Genomic DNA, 23,937 nt, shown 5'->3' with positions numbered 1-23,937 from the left:
TGTTCGCCCTACTTCCGTCACGCGATCATGCGGCGCTGTCGATCCCCAGCTCCGCCAGCTTGCGGTAGAGGGTCGAGCGGCCGATGCCCAGCCGACGGGCCACTTCGGTCATCCGCCCGCGATAATGGCCGATGGCCAGGCGGATGACGTCCGCCTCGATCTCGGCCAATTGGCGGACATGGCCGTCGCCTTCGAACAGGGTGATGCCGGCGGCCTCCCGATGCGGCTGGGGCACGGCGCGCAGTCGGCCATGGTGCGTGTCGCCATGGGCGCGGCTGCGGATATGGGCGGCGATCTGCGGGAAATCCTGCGGTGTCAGGGCATCGCCCTCGCACAGCACGGCTGCGCGGAACAGGGCGTTCTGAAGCTGGCGCACATTGCCCGGCCAGTCATGCTGCATCAGCAGCGCTAGCGCATCGTCGGTCAGGCCCAGGCCGCGCAGCCCCGGCTGGGTCGCGATGCGGGAGAGCAGATGGCGGCAAAGCGCCGGCACATCGCCCAACCGCTCCCGCAGCGGGGGAATGGTGAGCTGCACCACATTGAGGCGGTAATAAAGATCCTCGCGGAAGCGGCCCGCCTCGATCTCATCATGCAGCCGCTTGTTGGTGGCGGCGATGACGCGGACGTCGACATGGATCGGGCGGCGCGCGCCGATCGGCTGCACCTCGCCATCCTGCAGCACGCGCAGCAGCTTCACCTGCGCGTCGAGCGGCATTTCGCTGACTTCATCCAGGAAGATGGTGCCCATGTCGGCTGCGGCGAACTTGCCGATCTGCCGCTCGAAGGCGCCGGTGAAGGCACCGCGCTCATGGCCAAACAGGTCCGATTCGACCAGATTGGCGGGAATGGCGCCGCAATTCACGGTGATCATCGCCTGTTTGTGACGGGGGGAGGCGGCATGGATCGCGCGAGCGATCACATCTTTGCCGACGCCGCTCTCGCCTTCGATCAGCACTGGTACGCGGGCGCGGGCTGCCTTGGCCGCTATGGCGAGCGCGGCGCGGAATTGGGGCGCGGCGCCGACCACGTCCTCGAAGGAAAGGGCAGCGGGGATTTTTTCGGTGAGCGGACGCAGCTCGCCCTTGCCATGATCGCCGTTCAGCGTGGCGTTGAGGGCCGCGAGCAGCCTTTCGGGCGCGATCGGCTTGGCCAGATAGTCCGTGGCGCCCGCCCGCATCGCTTCCACCGCGACGGCGACATTATTGTGTGCGGTCAGGACCAGGATGGGCAGCGCCGGGCGGCGGGCGCGCAACTCGCGGATCAGGCCGGTCGGTTCATAGCTCGGACTCCACTGGTCGAGCAGCACGGCGTCGAGCCGCATGCCGTCCTGCGTGCCCAGCATCGCGATCGCGGTATCGCCGTCATTGGCGAAGATGGTGCGCCATCCAGCGCGCGCGGCCAAAGCCGAAACCAGCCTGCGCTGCGCCGGCTCGTCATCGATCAACATCAGCATCGGAACGCCGTCGCGCACCATCTTACCCCTCATATGCGAACTGGCGTCCAAAGGTAGAGGGGAGGGGTAAAGACCGGCTTAACCGAAAAGATTTTCTTGTTCGCTCACGACTTGAGGGGGGGAGGGCTTGACGATAAGAGGATGCCGACGAAACAGGCCGGAGCATTTTCAACCTGACCCTTCGCGGTCAACGGCTCGGAAAATGCGGCTCCGGAAACAGAGAGGGACAGTGCATGGCTTCGGACGGGAATTTGAACAGCGCAACCCAGACTTATGAAGGGTTCGTGTCCCTTATGAAATGGGGAACGATCGCCAGTGCCGTGGTCGCCGCTTTGGTCGTGGTGCTGATCGCCAGCTAAGGCGGGCGACGGCAGGGGGATGTCCATGAAAATAGCGATTGTCAGGGAGCTTGCCGAGGGTGAGCGCCGCGTTTCCGGCACGCCGGAAACGGTCAAGAAGTTCAAGGCGCTCGGCGCCGATGTCGCGGTGGAGGCGGGCGCTGGCCTGACAGCCTCCATATCCGACGCTGATTATGCCGCCATGGGAGCGACCGTGGCGGACCGCGCCGCGACCGTGGCGGGTGCCGACATCATATTGGGCGTGCAGGGGCCGGACCCGGTCAGCATTGCGGGGGCCAAATCCGGCGCCTGGATCGTCGCAGGTCTCAATCCCTTCGTGGAACGGGCGCGGGTCGATGCCTATGCCGCTGCGGGATTCGAAGCGCTGGCGATGGAGTTCATGCCGCGCATAACCCGCGCGCAGTCGATGGATATCCTGTCGTCCCAGTCCAATCTTTCCGGCTACAAGGCCGTACTGGACGCCGCCGCCGAATATGGCCGGTCCTTCCCGATGATGATGACCGCGGCGGGCACGGTGTCCCCGGCCAAGGCCTTCATCATGGGGGTTGGCGTCGCGGGCTTGCAGGCGATCGCGACCGCCAAGCGCCTGGGCGCGCAGGTTTCCGCGACCGACGTGCGTTCCGCCACCAAGGAACAGATCGAGAGCCTGGGCGCCAAGGCGATCTTCGTGGAAAGCGTTGCGGGCATAGAGGGCGAGGGCAAGGGCGGCTATGCCACCGAAATGTCGGAGGAGTATCAGAAGGCGCAAGCCGATCTGGTGTCCGGCCATATCGCCAAGCAGGATATCGTGATCACTACGGCGTTGATTCCCGGCAGGGCCGCGCCGCGCCTGATCACCGACGCGCAGATCGCGTCGATGAAGCCGGGCAGCGTGATCGTCGACCTCGCCGTCGAGCAGGGCGGCAATGTCGAGGGCGCGGTGCTGGGCGAAGTGGTCGAGCGGCATGGCGTCAAGATCGTCGGGCACAAGAATGTGCCTTCGCGCCTTGCGGCGGATGCGTCCGCTTTGTTTGCGCGCAACCTCTATAATTTCCTCTCCGCATTCTGGAACAAGGATCAGAATGCGCCGGTGCTGGATGAGGAAATCGGCAACGCCATCCGCGTGACGCAGGGCGGCAAGGTCGTCAGCGAACGACTGCTCTGACACCGGGCGGCCTTGTCCTGCGTGACAGGGCTTGACCGCAGGCGACTTCATGCAATGAGGAGGAACAGATGACCCTGTTCCTCCTCATTTCCTTTTTGGCCGCCTGTGGCTTTGGAATGGTCGTCGGATGGCGGGCCCGGCCGGATGACGGCTGGGCGCTGGCGGCCATCCTTCAGATGCTGTCATCCGCCATCTTGATCGGCGCCCTGATCGTCTCGGCGGAGGCGGGGAGCGCGGCGGCGCGGACGCTGGGGCTGCTCGGCATAGTCATGGGCAGCGCAGGGCTATGCGGCGGTTTCGTGGCGGCGAGGCGGCTCGACACGCCGCCACGTCCGTGATGGAGAGTATGAATCCGACGATCCTGACCGGCTGGTCGATTGCGGCGTTGCTGTTCGCGGCGGCCCTACTGGCTCCGTTTGGAACCGGGCTGCGGCGTGGTGCCAGTTCGCTTGTGGCGGCGATGACGGTGGCCGGTGCGGTGACGCTCTACAGCCATGATGTCATGGCCCTGCCGCAAATCTGCGCGGCGCTGATTACCGGAGGCGCAGTTGGGTTGGGGTTGGGACGCGGCTTGCCGCGATCAGCGCTTCCGGCGCTACTGAGCGGGCTGGTTGGGCAGGCCGGTCTTGCGGCGGTTTTTATCGGAGCGGCAGCATGGCGCAATCCCCATGCTTTCGGCCTGCTGGACGATGTGACGGACCGGCTGCGCATCGACGGCGCCGTCGCGATCGGGACGGCCGTTGCCTGGGGAGCGATGGCCTGCGGGGGGGCAGTAACGATCCTGTGGCGCGGGTCGGTGCAGCAGGCGGGATATCCTCTTGTCGCGAGCGTTATGCTGCTGGCGACGGGCGGGTGTGTCGCGGTCTTTGTCGCGAATCCTCAGATCGGTTGGCTCCTGGCGTGCGTTGGAGTCGCGCTGCTTGCGGGCCGAGGGTTGACGAAATGGGGCATGGGCCCGGGCACGGAGCCTGCCCTGGCGTTGGTCGGTGGCTTCGCCGGCTGGGCCGTGGCGGCGTCCGCTTTCCTGATGGAAAATATGGCGATGGCCGTTGCCGGTGGGCTGGCGGGCGCAGCGGGAAGCCTGTTCGGCGCGCGCCTTTGCGGCGGGGCGGGCAGGAAGGGGCTTGCCGATGGGGGACGCCGCCCCTAACGATTTGAGGGGAGAGACAGGCCTGTCCGGCTTCGTCGGCGCATTGGGGTAAGCGGATTCATGAAGAAGCTCGGTCTGATAGGCGGTCTTAGCTGGACGTCGACGGCGCGCTATTATCAGATCATCAACCAGGCCGTATATCGCGCCCGGGGCGGCCAGCACAGCGCGCCGCTGCTGATCGAAAGCCTGGATTTCGCGGATATAGGCCGCTCCACCACCGAGGAGGAATGGGCCCATGCGGCGGACGTGCTGACCGCTTCGGCGCGGCGGCTGGAGCAGGGCGGCGCAGCGGCGCTGCTGATCTGCGCCAACTCCATGCACCGTGTTTATGACGAGGTGCAGGCTGGCGTCGACATTCCGATCATCAACATTGCCGAGGCGGTCGGGCGCAAGATGCAGGCGGACGGCATCGAAAAAGCCGCGCTGATCGGCACGCGCAACGTGATGACCGAGAAATTCTACCGCCAGCGGCTCGTCGCGCATGGCATTTCATTGTTGCCGCCCGATATGGAACTGGCCGAGCGGATCGACCGGATCGTCTATGACGAGTTGACCATCGGCAAGGTCAGCCGCGAGTCCGAGCGCTATATGAAGTCCGAACTGACCGACATCGCCAAGGAACATGTGCAGGCCGCGATCCTAGCCTGCACGGAACTGGAGATGATTGTCGACGTGAAGGCGAATGTGCTGCCGATCTATGACGGCACCAGCATCCATGCCCGCGCCGGGGTGGATGTGATTTTGGGGGAATAGCGCATCGCTTTGTCCGCGATCCATCCGATTTGCTTCTCCAAGCCCAGTTCAGGAACATCCTAGCCGATCCAGTAAGGCACGATCTGGCGGTTATCGGGATCGACATGGATAGGACGGTCGGCCGGCGGGAAGGCGCGTTGGTCGCAACTTTGGCGCGGGCAGAGGCGGCAGGTGATGCCGATCGGCGTCGCGGCGCCCTCCACCTCCAGTTGCAGGCCGTCGGCATAGACGAAATTCGCCGCGTGGGCGATTTCGCAGCCCAGCACCACCGCGAAGCGGCGCGGGGTGCGGCTGTAGCTGCCTGATGGTTTCACCAGCCCCTTCGCCATGGAGACATAGCGCACGCCATCGGGGGTCTCGCCAAGCTGGATGTTGATCCGGTCGGGGACGGCGACCGCTTCATGGACGTTCCACAAGGGGCAGGCGCCACCGAAGCGCGCGAATTGCAGGCGCGTGGCGCTGTGGCGCTTGGTGATGTTGCCCGCCATGTCGACGCGGCAGAAGAAAAAGGGAATGCCGCGCAGGCCGGGCCGCTGGAGGGTCGAAAGACGATGGCAGGCCTGTTCAAAGCTGACGCCGAAGCGGCGGGCGAGGCGGTCGATGTCGTGGCGAACATCGCGAGCGGCTTCGCGGAATGGAGCGTAGGGCATCAGCAACGCGCCCGCCGCATAATTGCCGAGGCCGATGGCGAGCAGGCGGTCGGCGCCCATGACGGGCAGCGCCGCCTTGCTCACCACGTCAGCGATGACCGCCTGCCCCTCCAGCATCATGAGCTGGTGGGCGAGCATGAACTTGCGGCTTTCTGTGGGCAGGGCGGCGTTGACGAATAGGCGCCGCTCGCTGCTGGTATAGGAGCGGAGCGCGGAGTCCGGGGTCTCCGCGATCAGCGTCTCGATCCCGTGGCGGCGGGCCAGCGCTTCGACCAGCATGCCTTCGTCCAGGGTCTGGCCGGCGGTGAAGCTGGCGGCCATGTCTTCCGCCAGGCAGTCGAGAGCGTGGACATAATTGCCCGCCTCATGGAACCAGTCGCGCGCCGCTTCCCAGGGGAGGCGGGCCTGGACCGCATGATCGTTGGCGATCGCCTCCTCGATCATGTTGATGCGTTCATTGGCGCGCATATGGGCGTTGTAGAGATCGACATAGCGCGCCGCGAATTCCGGAAATTGCAGGTGCAGCTTCTCGATCCGCTCCGGTTCCAGCGCGGCGCCGGGCAGTTCGGGATGGGCGAGGGCGTAGGTGAAGGCGCCAAGAAGCTGCTCCTCCTCCCGGCTGTCGAAGCTGGCCCAGTCGGTGGGGAAGGCGCTGGCGAGTGCGGCCTTCACCTTGGCGGTCAGGGGGCGATCGTCATTTTCCATCTGGCTGAGATAAGAGACGGATATGCCCAGCGCCTGGGCCATGGTCGCCTGGTCCATGCGGTGGTCCAGGCGGAGTTGGCGCAGGCGCGGACCTGCGAAGATTCGATTGCCACGAGCCATGATTCGTCCATAATTTGCAAAGTCGCAATTTGCAAATTAGCAAAATTGCATTTGCGAAAATGCGAAAAGATTGGAAGGGGCGGGCGAAGATGTCCGCGACAAGCCGGAGAGAAGCCTTATATGTCGAAGCTCGCCATCATCGAACAGCTCGAAGCCAAGCGCGATGCCGCGCGCCTGGGCGGCGGCCAGCGCCGCATCGACGCTCAGCATGCCAAGGGCAAGCTTACGGCCCGCGAGCGGCTGGAAGTGCTGCTGGACGAGGACAGCTTCGAGGAGCTGGACATGTATGTCGAACATAATTGCATCGACTTCGGCATGGATGAGCAGCACATTCCGGGCGACGGCGTCGTCACCGGATCGGGCACGATCAACGGCCGGCTGGTCTATGTCTTCAGCCAGGACTTCACCGTCTATGGCGGCGCGGTGTCGGAACGGCACGCGATGAAGATCTGCAAGATCATGGACATCGCCATGAAGGTCGGCGCGCCGGTGATCGGCCTGAATGACTCGGGCGGCGCGCGCATTCAGGAGGGCGTGGCTTCGCTGGGCGGCTATGCGGAGATTTTCCAGCGCAATGTGCTGGCGTCGGGCGTGGTGCCGCAGATCAGCGTCATCATGGGGCCGTGTGCGGGCGGCGCGGTTTACTCGCCCGCCATGACCGACTTCATCTTCATGGTGAAGGATTCGAGCTTCATGTTCGTGACCGGGCCGGACGTGGTGAAGACCGTTACCAACGAGGTCGTGACCCAGGAGGAACTGGGCGGGGCGGTGACGCACACCACCAAGTCGGGCGTGGCCGACGTGGCGTTCGAGAATGACATCGAAGCGCTGCTGGCGGTGCGCGATTTCATGGACTTCCTGCCCGCTTCCAACAAGGAGCCGGTGCCGGAGCGTCCGAGCGCCGATCCGTGGGACCGGATCGAGGACAGCCTGGATACGCTGATCCCGGCCAATGCCAACCAGCCCTATGATATGCATGAGCTGATCCGCAAGGTGGTGGACGAGGGCGACTTTTTCGAAGTGCAGCCGGCCCATGCGGGGAACATCCTCTGCGGTTTCGGGCGGGTCGAAGGCAAGACCGTCGGGATCATCGCCAACCAGCCGATGGTGCTGGCGGGCGTGCTGGACATCAATTCGTCCAAGAAGGCCGGGCGGTTCGTGCGCTTTTGCGATGCGTTCGAAATTCCGATCGTCACCTTCGTCGACGTGCCGGGCTTCCTGCCGGGGACGGCGCAGGAACATTCGGGCATCATCAAGCATGGCGCCAAGCTGCTATTCGCCTATGCTGAGGCGACCGTGCCGAAGATCACCGTCATCACCCGCAAGGCCTATGGCGGCGCCTATGACGTTATGGCGTCCAAGCATCTGCGCGGCGACCTCAACTATGCGTGGCCGACTGCCGAGATCGCGGTGATGGGCGCCAAGGGCGCGGTGGAGATCATCTTCCGCGGCAAGACGCCCGAGGAGATCGCGGAAAAGACCAAGGAATATGAAGACCGCTTCGCCAACCCGTTCGTGGCGGCGAGCAAGGGCTTCATCGACGAGGTGATCCAGCCGCATTCGACGCGGAAGAGAATTGCCCTTGGCCTGCGCAAGCTGCGCAACAAGAGCCTCGAAAATCCGTGGAAGAAGCACGACAATATTCCGCTCTAAGGAGAAGGCAGCCATGAAACTCGGCCGTCTCAATCATATCGGCGTCGCGACGCCTTCACTGGAAGCCAGCATCGCTTATTATCGCGACGTCATGGGCGCGACGATCACGCACGAGCCTTTCGACCTGCCCGCGCAGGGCGTGAAGGTCTGCTTCGTCGACACGCCGGGCGAGAATGGCACCAACGGTACGCAGATCGAACTGATCGAGCCCTTGGGCGAGAACTCGCCCATTCATGGCTTCATCGCCAAGAACCCGGCGGGCGGGCAGCATCATATGTGCTATGAAGTGCCTGACATTATCCAAGCCAAGGCCTGGTTCGAAGGGCTGGGCAAGAAGGTGCTCGGCGAACCGCGCATCGGCGCGCATGGCACGCTGATCTTCTTCGTCCACCCCAAGGATATGAACGGGGTGCTGACCGAAATCATGGAAACGCCGAAAGAGGGCGCGCATTGATATGACCGAGAAGCCGACGCTGGATCAATGGGCCACCGCCGCCGCCAAGGAGGTGAAGGGCAAGGACCTGAACTGGGATACTCCCGAGGGGATCACGGTGAAGCCGCTTTACACGGCGCAGGATGTGACCGTCGATCCGGGCCTTCCCGGCTTCGCGCCGTTCACGCGCGGCGTGCGCGCTTCCATGTATGCGGGGCGTCCCTGGACCGTCCGCCAATATGCGGGCTTCTCGACCGCCGAGGAATCCAACGCCTTCTATCGCCGCAACCTTGCGGCCGGTCAGAAGGGTCTCAGCGTCGCCTTCGACCTTGCCACCCATCGCGGCTATGACAGCGACCATCCCCGCGTCGTCGGGGATGTCGGCAAGGCGGGCGTCGCCATCGATACCATCGAGGACATGAAGATCCTGTTCGACGGCATTCCGCTCGACCAGATGTCCGTCTCCATGACCATGAACGGCGCGGTGATCCCGATCCTGGCCTTCTTCATCGTCGCGGGCGAGGAGCAAGGGGTCGAGCGCAAGCTGCTGGACGGGACCATTCAGAACGACATTCTGAAGGAGTTCATGGTCCGCAACACCTATATCTACCCGCCCGAACCCTCGATGCGGATCATCTCGGACATTTTCGGCTATACCAGCCGCGAGATGCCCAAGTTCAACAGCATCTCCATCTCCGGCTATCATATGCAGGAAGCCGGGGCGACGCAGGTGCAGGAGCTGGCCTTCACCATCGCGGATGGCGCGGAATATGTGCGCTATGGCGTGGCGAGCGGCCTCGATATCGACAAGTTCGCGGGTCGTTTGAGCTTCTTCTTCGCCATCGGCATGAACTTCTTCATGGAGATCGCCAAGCTGCGCGCCGCGCGCGTGCTGTGGCATCGGGTGATGACGAAGCTGGGCGCGCAGGACGAGCGCTCCAAGATGCTGCGCACCCATTGCCAGACATCGGGCGTGTCGCTGACCGAGCAGGATCCCTATAACAATGTCATGCGCACCACCATCGAGGCGATGGCGGCGATGCTGGGCGGCACGCAGTCGCTGCATACCAACGCGCTGGACGAAGCCATCGCTCTGCCGACCGACTTCTCGGCCCGCATCGCGCGCAACACGCAGATCGTCATCCAGGAAGAGACCGGCATGTGCAATGTCGTCGATCCGCTGGGCGGCAGCTATTATATCGAGGCGCTGACCCAGCAACTGGTCGACGCCGCGCAGGAGATCATCGACCGCGTCGAGGCCGAAGGCGGCATGGCGAAGGCGGTCGCGGCCGGCTGGCCCAAGGCGATGATCGAAACCGCCGCCGCAGCGCGTCAGGCACGCGTCGACCGGGGCGAGGACGTCATCGTCGGCGTCAACAAATATCGGCTTGCCAATGAAGACCTGCTGGAGACGCTGGAGGTCGATAACACCAAGGTACGCGAGGCCCAGATCGCCCGCATCAACCGGGTCAAGGCGGAGCGTAACGAGGAAGCGTGTCAGGCCGCGCTGGAAGCGCTGCGCCAAGCCGCGGCCGGTCCGCAGTCGATCGAAAACAACCTCCTCGCCCATGCCGTCGAGGCAGCGCGCGCCCGCGCCACGCTGGGCGAAATCAGCGCCGCCATGGAGGACAGCTTCAACCGCTACGGCACGCAGCCGACGCCGGTGAAGGGCGTCTATGGCAAGCCTTATGCGCAGGACAGCCGCTGGAAACAGGTTCTTGACGGGGTGCAGGCCGTCGAGCGGCGCCTCGGTCGCAAGCCGAAGATCCTCATCGCCAAGATGGGGCAGGACGGTCATGACCGGGGCGCCAACGTGATCGCGTCGGCTTTTGGGGACATGGGTTTCGACATCGTGTCGGGTCCGCTGTTCCAGACGCCGGAGGAAACGGTGGTGCTGGCGTTGGAGAGCGGCGTGGACGTGGTAGGCGCTTCGTCGCTTGCCGCAGGACATAAGACGCTCATTCCCGACCTCATCAAGCAGCTTCGGGAAAAGGGCCGCAACGACATCAAGGTGATTGCGGGCGGTGTCATCCCGCCGCAGGATTATGACTATCTCCGTGACGCGGGCGTTCAGGGGATTTATGGACCGGGCTCCAACGTCGTGGAATGCGCCGCCGATGTGCTGCGCCTCCTCGGCCACAACATGCCCCCGGCGGGGCTAGAGGAAGCCGCATAATGACCACCACTGCTCGCACTGACTGGACCCGCGACGAGATCGCCGCGCTGTTCGACCTGCCCTTCAACGACCTGATGTTCGAGGCGCAGTTGATCCATCGTGCGAACTTCCCGCGCAATGAAGTGCAGCTTTCGACCCTGCTGTCGATCAAGACGGGCGGCTGCCCGGAAGATTGCGGCTATTGCAGCCAGTCGACCGAGGCGGAAAGCGGCCTCAAAGCCACCAAGCTGATGGACGTGCAGGCCGTGCTTCAGGCGGCGGCGCAGGCCAAGGATCATGGTTCGGGCCGTTTCTGCATGGGCGCGGCGTGGCGCAATCCCAAGGAACGGGACATGCCCAAGCTCATCGAAATGGTGAAGGGCGTTCGCCAGATGGGCATGGAAACCTGCATGACGCTGGGCATGCTGTCGTCGGATCAGGCGAAGCAACTCGCGGATGCAGGGCTGGATTATTACAACCACAATATCGACACCTCGCCGGAAAATTACGCCAACGTCATCACCACCCGGACCTTTGAGGACCGGATCGAGACGCTGGAAAATGTCCGCGACGCCGGTATCAATGTATGCTGCGGCGGGATCGTTGGCATGGGTGAGACGCGCTCGGATCGCATCGGCTTCCTCCATGCGCTCGCCACCATGCCGCATCCCGAAAGCGTGCCGATCAACGCGCTGGTGCCGGTGGCCGGGACCGTGCTGGGCGACATGCTCAAGGACACGCCGCTTGGCCGTATCGACGAGGTGGAGTTCGTCCGCACTGTCGCGGTCGCGCGGATCGTCATGCCGCGCTCGATGGTGCGGCTCTCCGCCGGACGCGAGAGCATGAGCGAAGCCTGTCAGGCGCTCTGTTTCATGGCGGGCGCGAACAGCATCTTCACCGGCGACAAGCTGCTGACGGCGGCCAATGCCGGGGATGACAAGGACGCCGCTCTGCTCGGCAAGCTGGGCCTGACGCCGATGATGGCGCAGCCGCACGGGCATCTGGAAGCGGCTGAATAATTCAACACACATGCCGGTGGCTGCCTGCTCTCTTCAGGAAGGCGGACATCGGCAACTCAGCCCAAATGGGCCGAGAGGAATAGGACTGGGGCAAGGATAGATAATGGCAATCACCAAGATCCTGATCGCGAACCGTGGCGAAATTGCATGCCGCGTCATCCGCACCGCGCGGAAGATGGGCATCAAGACCGTGGCGGTCTATTCGGACGCCGACTCCCGCGCGCCGCATGTGCTGATGGCGGACGAAGCCGTCCATATCGGCCCGTCGCCCGCCGCCCAATCCTATCTGATTGCCGAAAAGATCATCCAGGCCTGCAAGGATACCGGCGCCGATGCCGTGCATCCGGGCTACGGCTTCCTGTCGGAGCGTGAGAGCTTCCGCAAGGCGCTGGACGCTGAGGGCATCATCTTCGTCGGCCCTCCCGCCAACGCCATCGCCGCGATGGGCGACAAGATCGAGTCGAAGAAGCTCGCCAAGGCAGCCGGCGTCAATGTCGTCCCCGGCTTTGTCGGCGTGATCGAGGACACCGAACATGCCGTCCGCATCTCCAACGAGATCGGCTATCCGGTGATGATGAAGGCGTCGGCCGGCGGCGGCGGCAAGGGCATGCGCCTTGCCTATTCCGAGCAGGACGTCCGCGAAGGCTTCGAGGCGACCAAGCGCGAGGGTCTCAACAGCTTCGGCGATGATCGCGTGTTCATCGAGAAGTTCATCGAAAGCCCGCGCCATATCGAAATCCAGATATTGGGCGATCAGCACGGCAACATCGTTTACTTGAACGAGCGCGAATGCTCGATCCAGCGTCGCCATCAGAAGGTGGTCGAGGAAGCGCCGTCGCCCTTCGTCAGCCCTGAAATGCGCAAGAAGATGGGTGAGCAGTGCGTCGCCCTGTCACGCGCGGTGGGCTATTTCAGCGCGGGTACGGTCGAACTGATCGTGTCGGGTGCGGACAAGACCGGCGACGGCTTCTACTTCCTGGAAATGAACACCCGTTTGCAGGTCGAGCATCCGGTCACCGAAGAGATCACCGGCCTCGATCTGGTCGAGCAGATGATCCGCGTCGCCAATGGCGAGGAACTGTCCTTCCGTCAGGAGGATGTGAAGATCAACGGCTGGTCGATCGAGAATCGCGTCTATGCCGAAGACCCCTATCGCGGCTTCCTGCCCTCGACGGGTCGTCTGATCCGCTACAATCCGCCTGAGTCCGGAGCCGATGAAACCGGAGCCAAGGTGCGCGTCGATGACGGCGTGGTCGAGGGCGGCGAGGTCAGCATGTTCTACGACCCGATGATCGCCAAGCTGATCACCTGGGCACCGACGCGTCTGGAAGCGATCGACAAGCAGATCGTGGCGCTCGACCAGTTCGAGATCGAGGGGCCGGGCCACAATATCGATTTCGTCTCTGCGCTGATGCAGCATGAGCGCTTCCGCTCGGGCAACATCACCACTGGTTTCATTGCAGAGGAATATCCCGAGGGCTTCATCGGCGCCCCGGCTTCCGAAACGCTGTTGAAGCGGCTGTCGGCCATTGGCGCCTTTGCCGCCATGGCGCAGGCGGATCGCGCCCGCCGGATCGAGGGGCAATTGGGCAAGCGCCTTGCTCCGCCGACCGACTGGCAGGTGAAGATCGGGGACGCGATCCATGACGTCGTGATCAACGGCGACGATGTCACCGTGGACGGCGAGGCGATCGAGTTGGCGCTGGAATATACCCCCGGCGACCGGCTGATCGAGGCGGAGTTCGGTGAGGAGCGACTGGCGGTGAAGATCGCTCCGGTACGCTCTGGCTTCGTGCTGACGGCTCATGGCGCGAGCCATAAGCTGCGCGTCCTGCCTGCCCATGCGGCGGTGCATGCGAAGCATATGATCGAGAAGATCCCGCCGGATTTGTCACGCTTCCTGATCTGCCCGATGCCAGGCCTGCTGGTCGCGTTGAACGTCAAGGAAGGCGACAAGGTCGAGATCGGCCAGCCGCTTGCGGTGATCGAGGCGATGAAGATGGAGAATATCCTGCGCGCGCAGAAGGCGGGCACGGTGAAGAGCGTCTCCGCCGCGCAGGGCGAAAGCCTGCCGGTCGACGCGATCATCCTGGAACTGGAATAATCCGGCCATCTTGTTTTGGGTGAGGTCGAAGAGGTGGCGTCGCAGCCTCTCTCGACTTTGCCTGATGGTCGGCATTAGCATGCCGGCATGCACCTGAACCACGATCCTGCGGCAGCGGCCGCTGACATCATCGGCTTCGACGATTTTCTGAACGTCGATATCCGGGTCGGCACGATCCTCTCGGCCGAGCCTTATCCGGAAGCGCGGAAGCCCGCCTATAAGTTGTTGATCGATTTCGGGCCGGGGATCGGACGGAAAAAGTCGAGCGCGCAGATCACCGAACATTATGCGTTGGAGGATTTGCCCGGACGGCAGGTTGCCGCTGTCGTCAACTTTCCGCCGCGCCAGATCGGCAAATTCCTGTCCGAAGTGCTGACGCTCGGCTTTGCGGACGAGGCAGGGGCGGTGGTGCTGTTTGCGCCTGATCGGATGGTGCCGGACGGGTCGCGGTTGTTTTGAGGGGATGGCGGAAATGATGTCCGCAACCCACCCTTTCAGGTCAAGCGAGACGCGATCTCTAAATCAACCCCTTGGCGCGCAGGCTGCTATGTCCCTGCGATCCGATGATGATATGGTCATGCACCGCGATGTTCAGCCTTTTGCCTGCCTCGGCGATCTGACGGGTAATCTCTATATCCTGGCGGCTGGGTTCCGGTGAACCGCTGGGATGATTATGCACCAGGATCAACGCCGCTGAACCGAGGTCGATAGCGCGTCGGATAACCTCCCGAGTATAGATCGCCGCCTGGTCGATCGATCCGTCACCCATATGTTCGTCGCGAATCAGCATGTTGCGGCTGTTGAGATGCAGCACCCGCACCCGTTCCACCGTCAGAAAGGCCATGTCGGCGCGCAGATAGTCCAGCAACGCCTGCCAACTCGCCAGCACCGGCTTTTCCGCCACCTCATTCCGCAGCGTCCGCAGCATCGTCGCCTGGACGATCTTGATCGCGGCTATGCTGGTGTCACCCATGCCGGGGACGCGGGCGATCGCCTGCCAATCTGCCGTCATAAGGCTTCCGATCCCGCCAAATTCCCGCAGCAGCGCCTTGGCCAGCGGCTTGGTATCGCGGCGCGGTATGGCGAGCGCGAGCAGATATTCGATCAACTCATGGTCGTGCAGCGCCTCGCCGCCGCTGTCCGCCAGCTTCTGGCGCAGCCTCGCGCGATGCCCTGCGCCGTCATGGGCGGTCTTCAAATCCTTTTCCGGCAATATCTTATCCGTCCCCCGTTCGCGGAGCGCGACGCTATTCATTGCGCATTTATCGAGCAAGGATATTTAGGGGTGATCGGACGTTGTGCAGGCGTTACGGACTTAACAGCGCGTTTGAAAGCCGGGGTTGGCCATAGGCATGGATGATGAAGACGGCGAAAAGGAGATTCGCCGGGGCTGGCTCCGCTGGCTTGGAGTGGGGACGGGATCGCTCGTGCTGGTCCTGGCCGCGCTATGGACGCAGCGCGCGCCCATAACCGAAAATTTCATCAGCCGCGAACTCAACAGGCGCGGGGTGGAAGGCAGCTATGACCTGACGAATATCGGCCTGCGCACCCAGCGTATCGAGAATATCGTGCTGGGCAATCCCGCCCGTCCCGATCTGACTGCGCGCTGGGTGGAGGTCGACATTGCCTTCACCGGGCTGACGCCGCAGGTGGCGGCGGTACGGGCCGGGGGCGTCCGGATGCGCGGTTCGCTGCGCAATGGCGCCCTGAACCTGGGAGAGATCGACAAGTTCCGTGATCCCCGGTCCACAGCGCCGTTCAGCCTGCCGGACATCGTGCTCGGGTTGAAGGATGCGCGGCTGCGGCTGGATACCGACGCGGGGCCTGTCGGCATGCAGATCGACGGCCAGGGGAATTTGCGGTCGGGTTTTCGCGGCAGGCTGGCGGCGGCGATGCCGAATGCCGGAAGCAAGAGTTGCGGCCTGGCCGATATGCGGGCGATGCTGGATGTCGCGATGCGGGATGGACGTCCTCACCTCTCCGGGCCGGTGCGCGGTCAGGCGCTGGCCTGCCGCGATGCAGGCACGGCCATGGCGAAACCGGCGGCGGATGTGGATGTCTGGCTGGGCAAGGCGCTGGACCGCTGGAGTGGCCATGTCGATCTGGCGGGTGAGGCGCTCAAATCCAACGGCATGGTCCTGGCGCAGCCTTCGGGCCGGATCGATTTCGACGGGACGGCCGCGGTGACGGCGGGAAGGGCGCGAATCAAGGCGGCCGCGCTGTCGGCGGCGGGCGCCCTGGCCGGGCCCGCCGATCTCCAGGGCGCCTGGCATGTCGGCAAGGATGGGGCGGCTCTGCAAGGGCGTCTGTCGGCCCGGCAATTGCGTCTGGCCGGGAGAGATCCCCTGGCCGGGGCGCGCGAATCGACAGCAGGGACGCCGGTAGAGCCGCTTGCGGCGCGGCTGGCCGATGCCGTGCGGCGGGCGGGTGAGGATAATGTCCTGCAAACTACCCTGGCCTTCGCTCAGCGCGGGAAGGGCGGCAGTCTGGTCCTGACCGACACCCGCTTTTTGGCACGCAGCGGTGCGCGGGCGACGATTCCGGGTGACGGACGCGTAACGATCGGCTGGCCGGGCAAGGGTGGCATGGCGATCGACTGGGCGCTTGACGGCGCGGTCACGACGGAAGGCGGCGGACTGCCCAAGGCGGCGTTGCGGCTGGGGCGGCGGCCGGGCGGCGGTTTTGGTGGGCAATTGTTCCTCGAACCCTATGCGGCGGGTGAAGCCAAATTGTCGCTCGAGCCAGTGCACTTCGTCGCCGGACCAAGGGGGGACACGCGATTCTCCACCACGGTGCGGCTCGACGGGCCGCTTCCGGGTGGACGGCTGCGGGGACTGGTGGCGCCGGTCGAGGGGCGATGGAGCGCCGATGGCTCGTTGGCGGTCAATCCGCATTGCGTGCCGGTCTCCCTGATTGATGCGCGCTATGGCAGTTTCTCGCTCGGGCGAGCCCGGCAGACCCTATGCCCGATCGGTCAAGGGCCGCTATTCGCTGCCGGACCTTCCGGCGTGCGGGGTGGCGCGGAAATCCGCAATCTGGCTCTGGCGGGCAAGAGCGGCGACAGTCCGATGCGCCTTACCGCCGACCGGGCGCGGATCGCCATCGGGCGGGAAGGTTTTGCGATCGCCAACGCCGATCTGTCTATCGGATCAGGGGAAGCGCCGGTTCGGCTGACCGCCGCGACGCTGGAAGGCAAGGTCGCGGGCAAGGGCTTTGGCGGCACTCTGACGGGCGTGGGTGGCAGGATCGGCGCTGTGCCGCTGATCGTCGAAAATGGCGCCGGTCAATGGAGCTTCGCAGCCGGAGCGCTCAAGCTGGCGGCAGGGCTGACGGTCCGCGACGCGCAGTCCCCGGGGCGGTTCGAGCCGCTGAAAGTGCCCGATTTCGCGCTGACGCTGAAGGATGGGCGGATCGCGGCGACAGGCTCGTTGCGGGCGCCGCGCAATGATGGCCTGGTCGCCCGGGCCGTGATTTCGCATGATCTGGGCAGCGGGAAGGGCAAGGCCGATCTGGCCGTGCCTGGCTTGTCCTTTGGTCCGGCCTTGCAGCCGGAGGATGTGACCCGGTTGGCGCTCGGCGTGGTGGCCAATGTGACGGCGATGGTCAGCGGAGAGGGGCATATCCGCTGGGACGGCACACATGTGACCAGCGACGGCCGGTTCCGCACCGATAACGCCAATTTGGCTGCCGCCTTCGGTCCTGTCGAGGGATTGTCCGGAGAATTGCACTTCACCGATCTGCTCGGCCTGGTCAGCGCGCCGGGGCAGGAGATGCGAATCAGGGTCGTCAATCCGGGTGTGGAGGTGCGCGATGGCGTAGTGCGCTATCGGCTGGAGGCCGGGCAGAAGGTGCGGATCGAAGGCGGCGGCTGGCCCTTTTCAGGCGGGCAACTGGTGCTTTTGCCGACCACCATGGATTTCAGCGCGGATGTCGACCGTTATCTGACTTTCCGGGTCATCGGACTGGATGCGGGAGCCTTCATCCAGGCGATGGACCTCAAGAATATCTCCGCGACAGGCACGTTCGACGGCATCATGCCTCTGATCTTCAACGCGCAGGGCGGGCGCGTGGCGGGCGGTGTATTGACCGCCCGTCAGCAGGGCATGCCGCCCCTGATGATGCCCGAGGGAGTCTTGCCCGTGATTCCCTGCGATCCCACGCGCCAGTCGGGGACATTGTCCTATGTCGGGCCGGTGTCGAACGAGCAACTGGGCGCAATGGGGCGGCTGGCCTTCGATGCGCTCAAGAATCTCCAATATAAATGCCTCACCATATTGATGGACGGTGCGCTGGACGGCGAGATGGTGACGAATGTCGTCTTCAATGGCGTCAATCGCGGACAGATCGGTGGAGCGCCCGCAGGTCTGGCGCGCAATTTCACGGGCTTGCCCTTCATCTTCAACGTGCGGATCGCGGCGCCCTTCCGCGGGCTGCTGGGGACGGCGCAGTCCTTCATCGACCCATCAACGCTCATACAAAACAGCATTGGCGACCAGATGCAGGAGAAGATGCGCCTGAAAATGGGTGAGGGCGGGGTTGCAGTTCAGCCTGCCGAAAGCGAAACTATGCGAAACGGGGAGCAGAAATGAAGAAGCGAACGATCATGACGGCGGGTTTCGCCGGTTTGGCTCTGGGGGGCTGCATCCAGGTGAAGGCCCCGGACAAGCCGATCGAAATCAACCTCAATGTGAAGATACAGCAGGAAGTCGTCGTCCGCCTGCAGCGCGATGCGCAGGATTTGATCCAGAATAACCCGGAGTTGTTCCCGCAATGACACGCAAGTTTTTGATGATCGCCGCCTCTGCCGCGGTCGCGCTGGCGACCGGGCTGGTCATGACCTCTCCGGCGCGCGCGCAGTCGGGCGTCGTCGCTGCCGCCATGGCGTCGGGCGCGGTGGGCGAACAGGCCGACGGCTATCTCGGCATTGCCGGTTCGGTGAGCGACGCGGTGCGTTCGGAAGTCGAATCGATCAATATCAAGCGCCGGGCCGTTTATACGGACCTGGCAGGCAAGCGTGGCGTGACGGTGCAGGATGTCGCCGCCGCGACTGGATGCCAGACGCTCAGCAGCCGGGTGAAGCAGGGTCAGGTCTACCGCATCGGCGCCGGTGCGTGGCAGACCAAGGGGGCCGGGCCGATCGCATTGCCCTCCTATTGCGCGACGGCTGGCTGATTTCCGCCGCGCTAGTGGACTTTTGACCCAGCTTCGTCTGGACGGGAAATTCTCCTGCCCATCGACGGTTGACACTCCCGAAAGCCCTTTCTAAACGGGCCGCGCCTTGACGGGTGCAGCCGCAAGCGCCATGCCGCCTGACGTTGGGTTTGAAAGCCTTAACGGAAAGGATGGTCGATGGCGGCGGATGTACCGGGGCAGGACCCGGCGGGGGAAGATGCGCGGATCACTTCTTTGGAGGAGCGGATCGCGCAGGCCGAACACGCCGAAAAGGTCAGACAGGGGACACAGGTGCAACAGGCGGACGATGGGTCGCGCCTGGGCAACAGGGTTCTCGCGGAGCTGATCGGCGGTCTTGCTGGCGGTGCTGTGGTTGGTGGGACTCTGGACTACTTTCTGCGGACATCCCCATGGCTCCTGTTGGCATTCCTCGGTCTTGGGATCGTGGCGGCGTTCAGGAACATCATCAGATTGACGACGACGAAGCGTCCCGACCAATAGGGACGCTTTTGTCTTAGTCCGAATGCAATGACGTTACAGGGGTCCAGCGTGGCACAATCCGGCAAAATCGATCCGATGCACCAGTTTGCGATCGAACCGCTGTTCGGTACGGATCATCTGTCGTTGGGCGGCTTCAACATCGCCTTCACCAACAGCGCGCTCTATATGGTGGCCGCCGCCGTGGTGTTGTGGATCTTCGTCGTCGGCGGGATGAAGCGGGAACTGGTCCCCGGCCGTTGGCAGATGGCGGTCGAATATATGACCGGCTTCATCAAGAGCCTGCTGATCGCCAATGTGGGTGAGGGCGGCAAGAAGTACATTCCTTACGTCTTCTCGCTGTTCATGTTCATCCTGTTGGCGAACCTGCTCGGCCTGCTGCCGCTGGGCTTGGTCGGCCTGCACCCCTTCACCTTCACCAGCCATTTCACCGCGACCGGCGTGCTCGCGATCATGAGCTTCTCGATCGTGCTGGGGGTTGGCTTCTGGAAGCATGGGCTCCACTTCTTCTCGCTGTTCGTGCCGCACGGCACGCCCCTGCCGATGATCCCGGTCATTTTCCCGATCGAGCTGATCTCGTTCATGGTGCGTCCGTTCAGCCTTGGTCTGCGACTGTTCGTTGCAATGACCGCCGGTCACGTCCTGCTCAAGGTGCTGGCGGGCTTCGTCATCAACGCATCGAACGCGGGCGTCGGCTATGGCCTCACGGTCGGCAGCGCCAGCTTCATCCTTATGATCGGCATCAGCGCCCTGGAAGTGCTGGTGGCGGTGATCCAGGCCTATGTGTTCGCGCTGTTGACCTCGGTCTACATCAACGATGCCGAAAACCTGCACTAAGAATTTCCGTTAGTTCCTCAACGTTTGACTAGAGTTTAGAAAAGGGAGTTTACGACATGGACGCAGAAGCCGCAAAGCTGCTCGGTGCTGGCCTAGCCGCCATCGGTGCGGGCATCGCCGCCCTCGGTGTGGGCAACGTCTTCAGCTCGTTCCTCGAAGGCGCGCTGCGCAACCCCGGCGCCGCCGACGGTCAGCAGGGCCGCCTGTTCATCGGTTTCGCCGCGGCGGAACTTCTGGGTCTGCTGGCGTTCGTTATCGCCATGATCCTGGTGTTCGTGGCCTAAAAAGCCGCTTTTGGTCGGGCAGGGAGCGCCTTCATGGCCTCCATGCCCGTCCTTTGATTGACCGCGCCCTGATCGGACGGACCGAAAAATGCCTCAAATCGCGCAAATTGCCGAAACCTACTCATCGCAGATCTTCTGGCTGCTGTTGACCTTCGGCTTCGTTTTCTTCGTCATCGGCCTGGGCATGGTGCCCAAGGTTCAGGCGACGGCTGATGCGCGTGACGCGAAGATCACCGGCGATCTGGATGCCGCCAAGGCGGCTTTCGCCCGTGCCGATGAAGCGGAGGCGGACTATCGGGTCCGTGACGCCGAAAGCCGTGGAGCCGTTCAGGCCATGCTGGCGAAGGCGAAGGCGGAAGCGGCCAAGGCCTCCGAAGTCAAGCTTGCAGCCGCGGATGCGGAAATCGCAGGCCAGATCGGCGCGGCCGAAGCCCGCATCAAGGCTGCGTCCAACGCGGCCATGGCAGAGATTGAAACCGTTGCCGCTGATGCAGCGCGCGACATGGTGGCTCGCATTTCCGGCGTGGACGCGTCGGACGAGGCAGCCCGCAACGCAGTAAAGGCGGCACTGGCCCATGGCTGAGGCAGCAGCACAGCATAGTGAGGCGGAAGCCCCGCATATGAATCAGGCAATCCATTCGGAAGGTATGGAGCCGGTCGGCACCGTCGCCCATGAAGGCGTGGCGCCGCACACCGACCCAAAGGCGGTCGGCATGGACGCCACGGCCTGGGTCAGCCTGGCGATGGCGGTCTTCATCGGCATTTTGCTGCTCAAGAAGGTGCCCGGCCTGATCGGCGGCGCGCTGGACGGCCGCATCGCGCAGATCAAGACGCAATTGGAGGAAGCCTCCAAGCTGCGGACCGAAGCCGAAGCGCTCAAGGCGGAATATGAAGCCAAGCTGACTGCGGCGGCCGGCGAAGCCGATGCCATGCGCAAGTCGGCCGAGCATGAAGCGGCTACGCTGCTGGAAGATGCGAAGGCCAATGCCGCCGCTCTGGTCGTGCGTCGTCAGAAGATGGCGGAAGACAAGATCGGCGCGGCCGAACGCGCGGCGATAGCCGATATCCGGTCCAAGGCAGTGACCGCTGCGACGAATGCAGCAGGGGCGCTGATCGCGCAGGGGCATGATGCCAAGGCCGACAAGATATTGGTCGACGACGCGATCAAGGGGCTCGGGCCTAGCGTTTGAAACCCGTTTGATGGTTAGGAAAAAAGGGCCGGTGCGGATTGTCGCACCGGCCCTTTCTGTTTGAGCCATCGGCGCCAGAGCAGTCTATGGCTAGGATTGGCCATTTCCGGACATTTTCGAAGTTCGTCATCCCCGCCTTCGCGGGAATGACGAAACAGGAAGCGTCCCCTATCCGCCCGAACAGCCGTATTTTGTCAGACTGATCGGCGGGCGCCATTGCGATCCCTGCCGGGACCGCTATCTCTGCCGCATGTCCGGTCCTCAATCTCCCGATCGTTTTCACGAAGACAAAGCCACCTCTACCGTCACCGGCAGCCAGCCCGATATCGATGCGGGCGTAGAGGCGATCCGCAACACGTTGAAGACTCTGCCGACGCGTCCCGGCGTCTATCGGATGCAGGATGCGCGCGGCGACGTGCTTTATGTCGGCAAGGCGCGGGCGCTGCGAAACCGGGTCACCAACTATACCCAGGTGGATCGCTTGCCAAAGCGGCTCCAGCGCATGGTGGCGCAAACGCGCTCCATGACGATCGTCACCACCAATAGCGAGGCTGAGGCGCTGTTGCTGGAAGCGCAGCTCATCAAGCGTTTCCGCCCACCCTATAACGTCCTGCTGCGCGACGACAAAAGCTTTCCCTTCATCCTGCTGCGCGAGGATCATGAATTCCCCCGTGTGCAGAAACATCGCGGGGCGCGCAAATATAAGGGCCGCTATTACGGCCCCTTCGCCAGCGCCGGATCGGTCACGCGGACCATCAACGCCCTGCAAAAGCTGTTCCTGCTCCGAAGCTGCACCGACAGCTTCTTCGCCAACCGCTCGCGTCCCTGCCTGCTCTATCAGATCCGCCGCTGCTCCGCGCCCTGCGTCGGACGGATCGACGACGCCCATTATGCTGAGTTGGTCCAGGACGCGCAGGACTTTCTGGGCGGCAAATCGACCGCGGTGCAGAAGAAGCTGGGCGAGGCCATGCAGGCGGCTTCCGACGCGATGGATTTCGAACAGGCGGCGGTGCTGCGCGACCGGCTGAAGGCGCTGACCTTCATCCAAGGCAGCCAGGCGATCAACGCCGAGGGGCTGGGCGATGCAGACATATTCGCGCTGGCGACCAAGGGCGGGTCGATGTGCATCCAGGCCTTCTTCATTCGCGGCGGGCAGAATTGGGGCCATCGCAGCTTCTTCCCTGTCCACACCGCCGAGGTGGCGGAGGATGAGGTGCTCAGCAGCTTCATGGCGCAATTCTACGAAGAGGTGCCGCCGCCCAAGCTGATCCTGTCCGATCGCGCGCCCGCCGAATGCGAACTGATGGCGCAGGCGCTGACCGAACGCATCGGTTCCAAGGTGCGGATCGAGGTGCCGCAGCGCGGCGACCGCACCCGCCTGATCAAGCAGGCGCAGCGCAATGCGGTGGAGGCGCTCGACCGGCGGCTGGCGGAAACCACGACGCAGGCCAAGGTGCTGGAGGAGATGGTCGAGGCCTTCGGGCTGGATGGCGTGCCCGACCGGATCGAGATCTACGACAACAGCCATATCCAGGGCGCCCATGCCCTGGGCGCGATGGTCGTCGCCGGGCCAGAAGGCTTCCGCAAGAACGCCTATCGCAAGTTCAACATGCAGAATCCCGAAACCTCCAACGACGATTTCGCGATGATGCGCGAGATGTTCGAGCGCCGCTTTGGCCGGGCGGCCCGCGAAGATCCGGATCGCGACAGCGGCGAATGGCCCGATCTGGTGTTGATCGACGGCGGCAAGGGGCAATTGTCCGCCGCCCGCGCGATCCTGGAGGATATGGGCATAGAGGATGTCTGCATGATCGGCATCGCCAAGGGGCCGCATCATGGCCGCGAGGGGCGGGAGGTCTTTCACATGCCGGATGGTCGGGAGATATCATTCCCGCTCAACCATCCCGTCCTTTTCTACCTCCAGCGCCTGCGCGACGAGGCGCACCGCTTCGCCATCGGCGCGCACCGGCAAAAGCGCAGCAAGGCGATCACCGTCAGTTCGCTCGACGAAGTGCCCGGCATCGGCCCTTCCCGCAAGAAGGCGCTGCTGATGCATTTCGGAACCGCCAAGGCCGTGAAAAGCGCGGCGCTGGAAGATTTGTTGAAGGCGCCCGGCGTATCCAAGGCGGTGGCGCAACAGGTCTACGACTATTTTCACGGCTGACCTCACGACCGGGGCCGGTGCTGCCCCTGTGACCGTCAGGATCCGCATGTCCGATTATCTTTGCGATGAGCGGATCGCCATTTGACCGCCGCAT

At 63.8% G+C, this 23,937-nt stretch carries 23 protein-coding genes; 20 read left to right on the top strand and 3 right to left on the bottom strand.

The window, feature by feature from the left end; translation table 11 throughout:
• Window positions 1-25 precede the first annotated feature (25 nt).
• Window positions 26-1,474 (bottom strand): sigma-54 dependent transcriptional regulator, encoded by a 1,449-nt coding sequence (locus HHL26_RS08360; protein WP_066556126.1) that lies wholly within the window; start codon window positions 1,472-1,474, stop codon window positions 26-28.
• Between the two features lie 212 nt (window positions 1,475-1,686).
• Between HHL26_RS08360 and HHL26_RS08355 the strand changes: the two genes are divergently transcribed.
• From HHL26_RS08355 to HHL26_RS08335, 5 genes are all read left to right on the top strand, one after another.
• Window positions 1,687-1,812: an aa3-type cytochrome c oxidase subunit IV gene (locus HHL26_RS08355; RefSeq protein WP_066556128.1), complete on the top strand. Its 126-nt coding sequence runs from the start codon at window positions 1,687-1,689 to the stop codon at window positions 1,810-1,812.
• Window positions 1,813-1,837: 25 nt separating this feature from the next.
• The gene (locus HHL26_RS08350) at window positions 1,838-2,956 is read left to right on the top strand and encodes an NAD(P) transhydrogenase subunit alpha (protein WP_066561578.1); all 1,119 of its coding nucleotides are present in this window, start codon (window positions 1,838-1,840) and stop codon (window positions 2,954-2,956) included.
• Window positions 2,957-3,024: 68 nt separating this feature from the next.
• On the top strand, window positions 3,025-3,294 hold the full coding sequence (locus HHL26_RS08345) for a proton-translocating transhydrogenase family protein (RefSeq protein ID WP_066556130.1): 270 nt from the start codon (window positions 3,025-3,027) through the stop codon (window positions 3,292-3,294).
• 8 nt (window positions 3,295-3,302) lie between these two features.
• Window positions 3,303-4,106, top strand: coding sequence for an NAD(P)(+) transhydrogenase (Re/Si-specific) subunit beta (locus tag HHL26_RS08340; protein WP_066556132.1), 804 nt, complete (start codon window positions 3,303-3,305; stop codon window positions 4,104-4,106).
• A 60-nt stretch (window positions 4,107-4,166) separates the two neighbouring features.
• The gene (locus HHL26_RS08335) at window positions 4,167-4,859 is read left to right on the top strand and encodes an amino acid racemase (protein ID WP_066556134.1); all 693 of its coding nucleotides are present in this window, start codon (window positions 4,167-4,169) and stop codon (window positions 4,857-4,859) included.
• A 59-nt stretch (window positions 4,860-4,918) separates the two neighbouring features.
• Here HHL26_RS08335 and HHL26_RS08330 read toward each other — a convergent pair whose 3' ends face one another.
• Window positions 4,919-6,334, bottom strand: coding sequence for a helix-turn-helix transcriptional regulator (locus HHL26_RS08330; protein WP_066556135.1), 1,416 nt, complete (start codon window positions 6,332-6,334; stop codon window positions 4,919-4,921).
• A 120-nt stretch (window positions 6,335-6,454) separates the two neighbouring features.
• On the opposite strand from HHL26_RS08330, the gene HHL26_RS08325 reads away from it, so the two are divergent.
• The 6 genes from HHL26_RS08325 to HHL26_RS08300 all read left to right on the top strand — a co-directional run bounded on the left by HHL26_RS08325 (window position 6,455) and on the right by HHL26_RS08300 (window position 14,157).
• A complete protein-coding gene (locus HHL26_RS08325) occupies window positions 6,455-7,987 on the top strand; it encodes an acyl-CoA carboxylase subunit beta (protein ID WP_066556141.1) in 1,533 nt (510 codons plus the stop codon).
• Between the two features lie 13 nt (window positions 7,988-8,000).
• Window positions 8,001-8,441 (top strand): methylmalonyl-CoA epimerase, encoded by a 441-nt coding sequence (mce, locus tag HHL26_RS08320; RefSeq protein WP_066556143.1) that lies wholly within the window; start codon window positions 8,001-8,003, stop codon window positions 8,439-8,441.
• A 1-nt stretch (window position 8,442) separates the two neighbouring features.
• Window positions 8,443-10,596: a methylmalonyl-CoA mutase gene (gene scpA, locus HHL26_RS08315; protein ID WP_066556149.1), complete on the top strand. Its 2,154-nt coding sequence runs from the start codon at window positions 8,443-8,445 to the stop codon at window positions 10,594-10,596.
• Window positions 10,596-11,594, top strand: a complete 999-nt coding sequence (bioB, locus tag HHL26_RS08310; RefSeq protein ID WP_066556152.1) for a biotin synthase BioB — start codon at window positions 10,596-10,598, stop codon at window positions 11,592-11,594. The genes scpA and bioB overlap by 1 nt, the downstream gene beginning before the upstream one ends.
• A gap of 103 nt (window positions 11,595-11,697) precedes the next feature.
• Window positions 11,698-13,698 (top strand): acetyl/propionyl/methylcrotonyl-CoA carboxylase subunit alpha, encoded by a 2,001-nt coding sequence (locus HHL26_RS08305; RefSeq protein WP_066556153.1) that lies wholly within the window; start codon window positions 11,698-11,700, stop codon window positions 13,696-13,698.
• 87 nt (window positions 13,699-13,785) lie between these two features.
• Window positions 13,786-14,157, top strand: coding sequence for a tRNA-binding protein (locus HHL26_RS08300; RefSeq protein ID WP_066556154.1), 372 nt, complete (start codon window positions 13,786-13,788; stop codon window positions 14,155-14,157).
• A gap of 58 nt (window positions 14,158-14,215) precedes the next feature.
• Here the strand turns inward: HHL26_RS08300 and radC are convergent, their stop codons facing one another.
• Window positions 14,216-14,911, bottom strand: coding sequence for a DNA repair protein RadC (gene radC / locus HHL26_RS08295; protein WP_066561579.1), 696 nt, complete (start codon window positions 14,909-14,911; stop codon window positions 14,216-14,218).
• A gap of 139 nt (window positions 14,912-15,050) precedes the next feature.
• Between radC and HHL26_RS08290 the strand changes: the two genes are divergently transcribed.
• The 9 genes from HHL26_RS08290 to uvrC all read left to right on the top strand — a co-directional run bounded on the left by HHL26_RS08290 (window position 15,051) and on the right by uvrC (window position 23,843).
• Window positions 15,051-18,287, top strand: a complete 3,237-nt coding sequence (locus HHL26_RS08290) for a YdbH domain-containing protein (protein ID WP_066556155.1) — start codon at window positions 15,051-15,053, stop codon at window positions 18,285-18,287.
• Complete coding sequence (locus HHL26_RS08285) at window positions 18,284-18,472, top strand: YnbE family lipoprotein (protein WP_066556158.1); 189 nt, start codon at window positions 18,284-18,286, stop codon at window positions 18,470-18,472. Before HHL26_RS08290 ends, HHL26_RS08285 begins: the two co-directional genes overlap by 4 nt.
• Window positions 18,469-18,870 carry a YdbL family protein gene (locus HHL26_RS08280; RefSeq protein ID WP_066556160.1) on the top strand — a complete coding sequence of 134 codons (402 nt, stop codon included), beginning with the start codon at window positions 18,469-18,471 and terminating at the stop codon, window positions 18,868-18,870. The genes HHL26_RS08285 and HHL26_RS08280 overlap by 4 nt, the downstream gene beginning before the upstream one ends.
• A 177-nt stretch (window positions 18,871-19,047) precedes the next feature.
• Entirely contained in the window at window positions 19,048-19,371 is a 324-nt protein-coding gene (locus HHL26_RS08275) for an AtpZ/AtpI family protein (RefSeq protein ID WP_066556161.1), read from the top strand.
• A gap of 48 nt (window positions 19,372-19,419) precedes the next feature.
• Window positions 19,420-20,205, top strand: a complete 786-nt coding sequence (locus HHL26_RS08270) for a F0F1 ATP synthase subunit A (RefSeq protein ID WP_066561580.1) — start codon at window positions 19,420-19,422, stop codon at window positions 20,203-20,205.
• Window positions 20,206-20,261: 56 nt separating this feature from the next.
• The gene (locus tag HHL26_RS08265) at window positions 20,262-20,489 is read left to right on the top strand and encodes a F0F1 ATP synthase subunit C (RefSeq protein ID WP_004207392.1); all 228 of its coding nucleotides are present in this window, start codon (window positions 20,262-20,264) and stop codon (window positions 20,487-20,489) included.
• Window positions 20,490-20,577: 88 nt separating this feature from the next.
• Window positions 20,578-21,072 (top strand): ATPase, encoded by a 495-nt coding sequence (locus tag HHL26_RS08260; protein WP_066556162.1) that lies wholly within the window; start codon window positions 20,578-20,580, stop codon window positions 21,070-21,072.
• Complete coding sequence (locus HHL26_RS08255; protein WP_066556163.1) at window positions 21,065-21,679, top strand: ATP synthase subunit B; 615 nt, start codon at window positions 21,065-21,067, stop codon at window positions 21,677-21,679. The genes HHL26_RS08260 and HHL26_RS08255 overlap by 8 nt, the downstream gene beginning before the upstream one ends.
• Before the next feature lie 250 nt (window positions 21,680-21,929).
• A complete protein-coding gene (gene uvrC, locus HHL26_RS08250; RefSeq protein WP_066556165.1) occupies window positions 21,930-23,843 on the top strand; it encodes an excinuclease ABC subunit UvrC in 1,914 nt (637 codons plus the stop codon).
• The last annotated feature ends 94 nt before the right edge of the window (window positions 23,844-23,937 follow it).

The organism is Sphingobium sp. TB-6 (assembly GCF_012927365.1).
GTDB lineage: Bacteria > Pseudomonadota > Alphaproteobacteria > Sphingomonadales > Sphingomonadaceae > Sphingobium.
The sequence above is the reverse complement of the archived record's forward strand: the minus strand, read 5'-3'. Positions and strand labels throughout refer to the sequence as shown.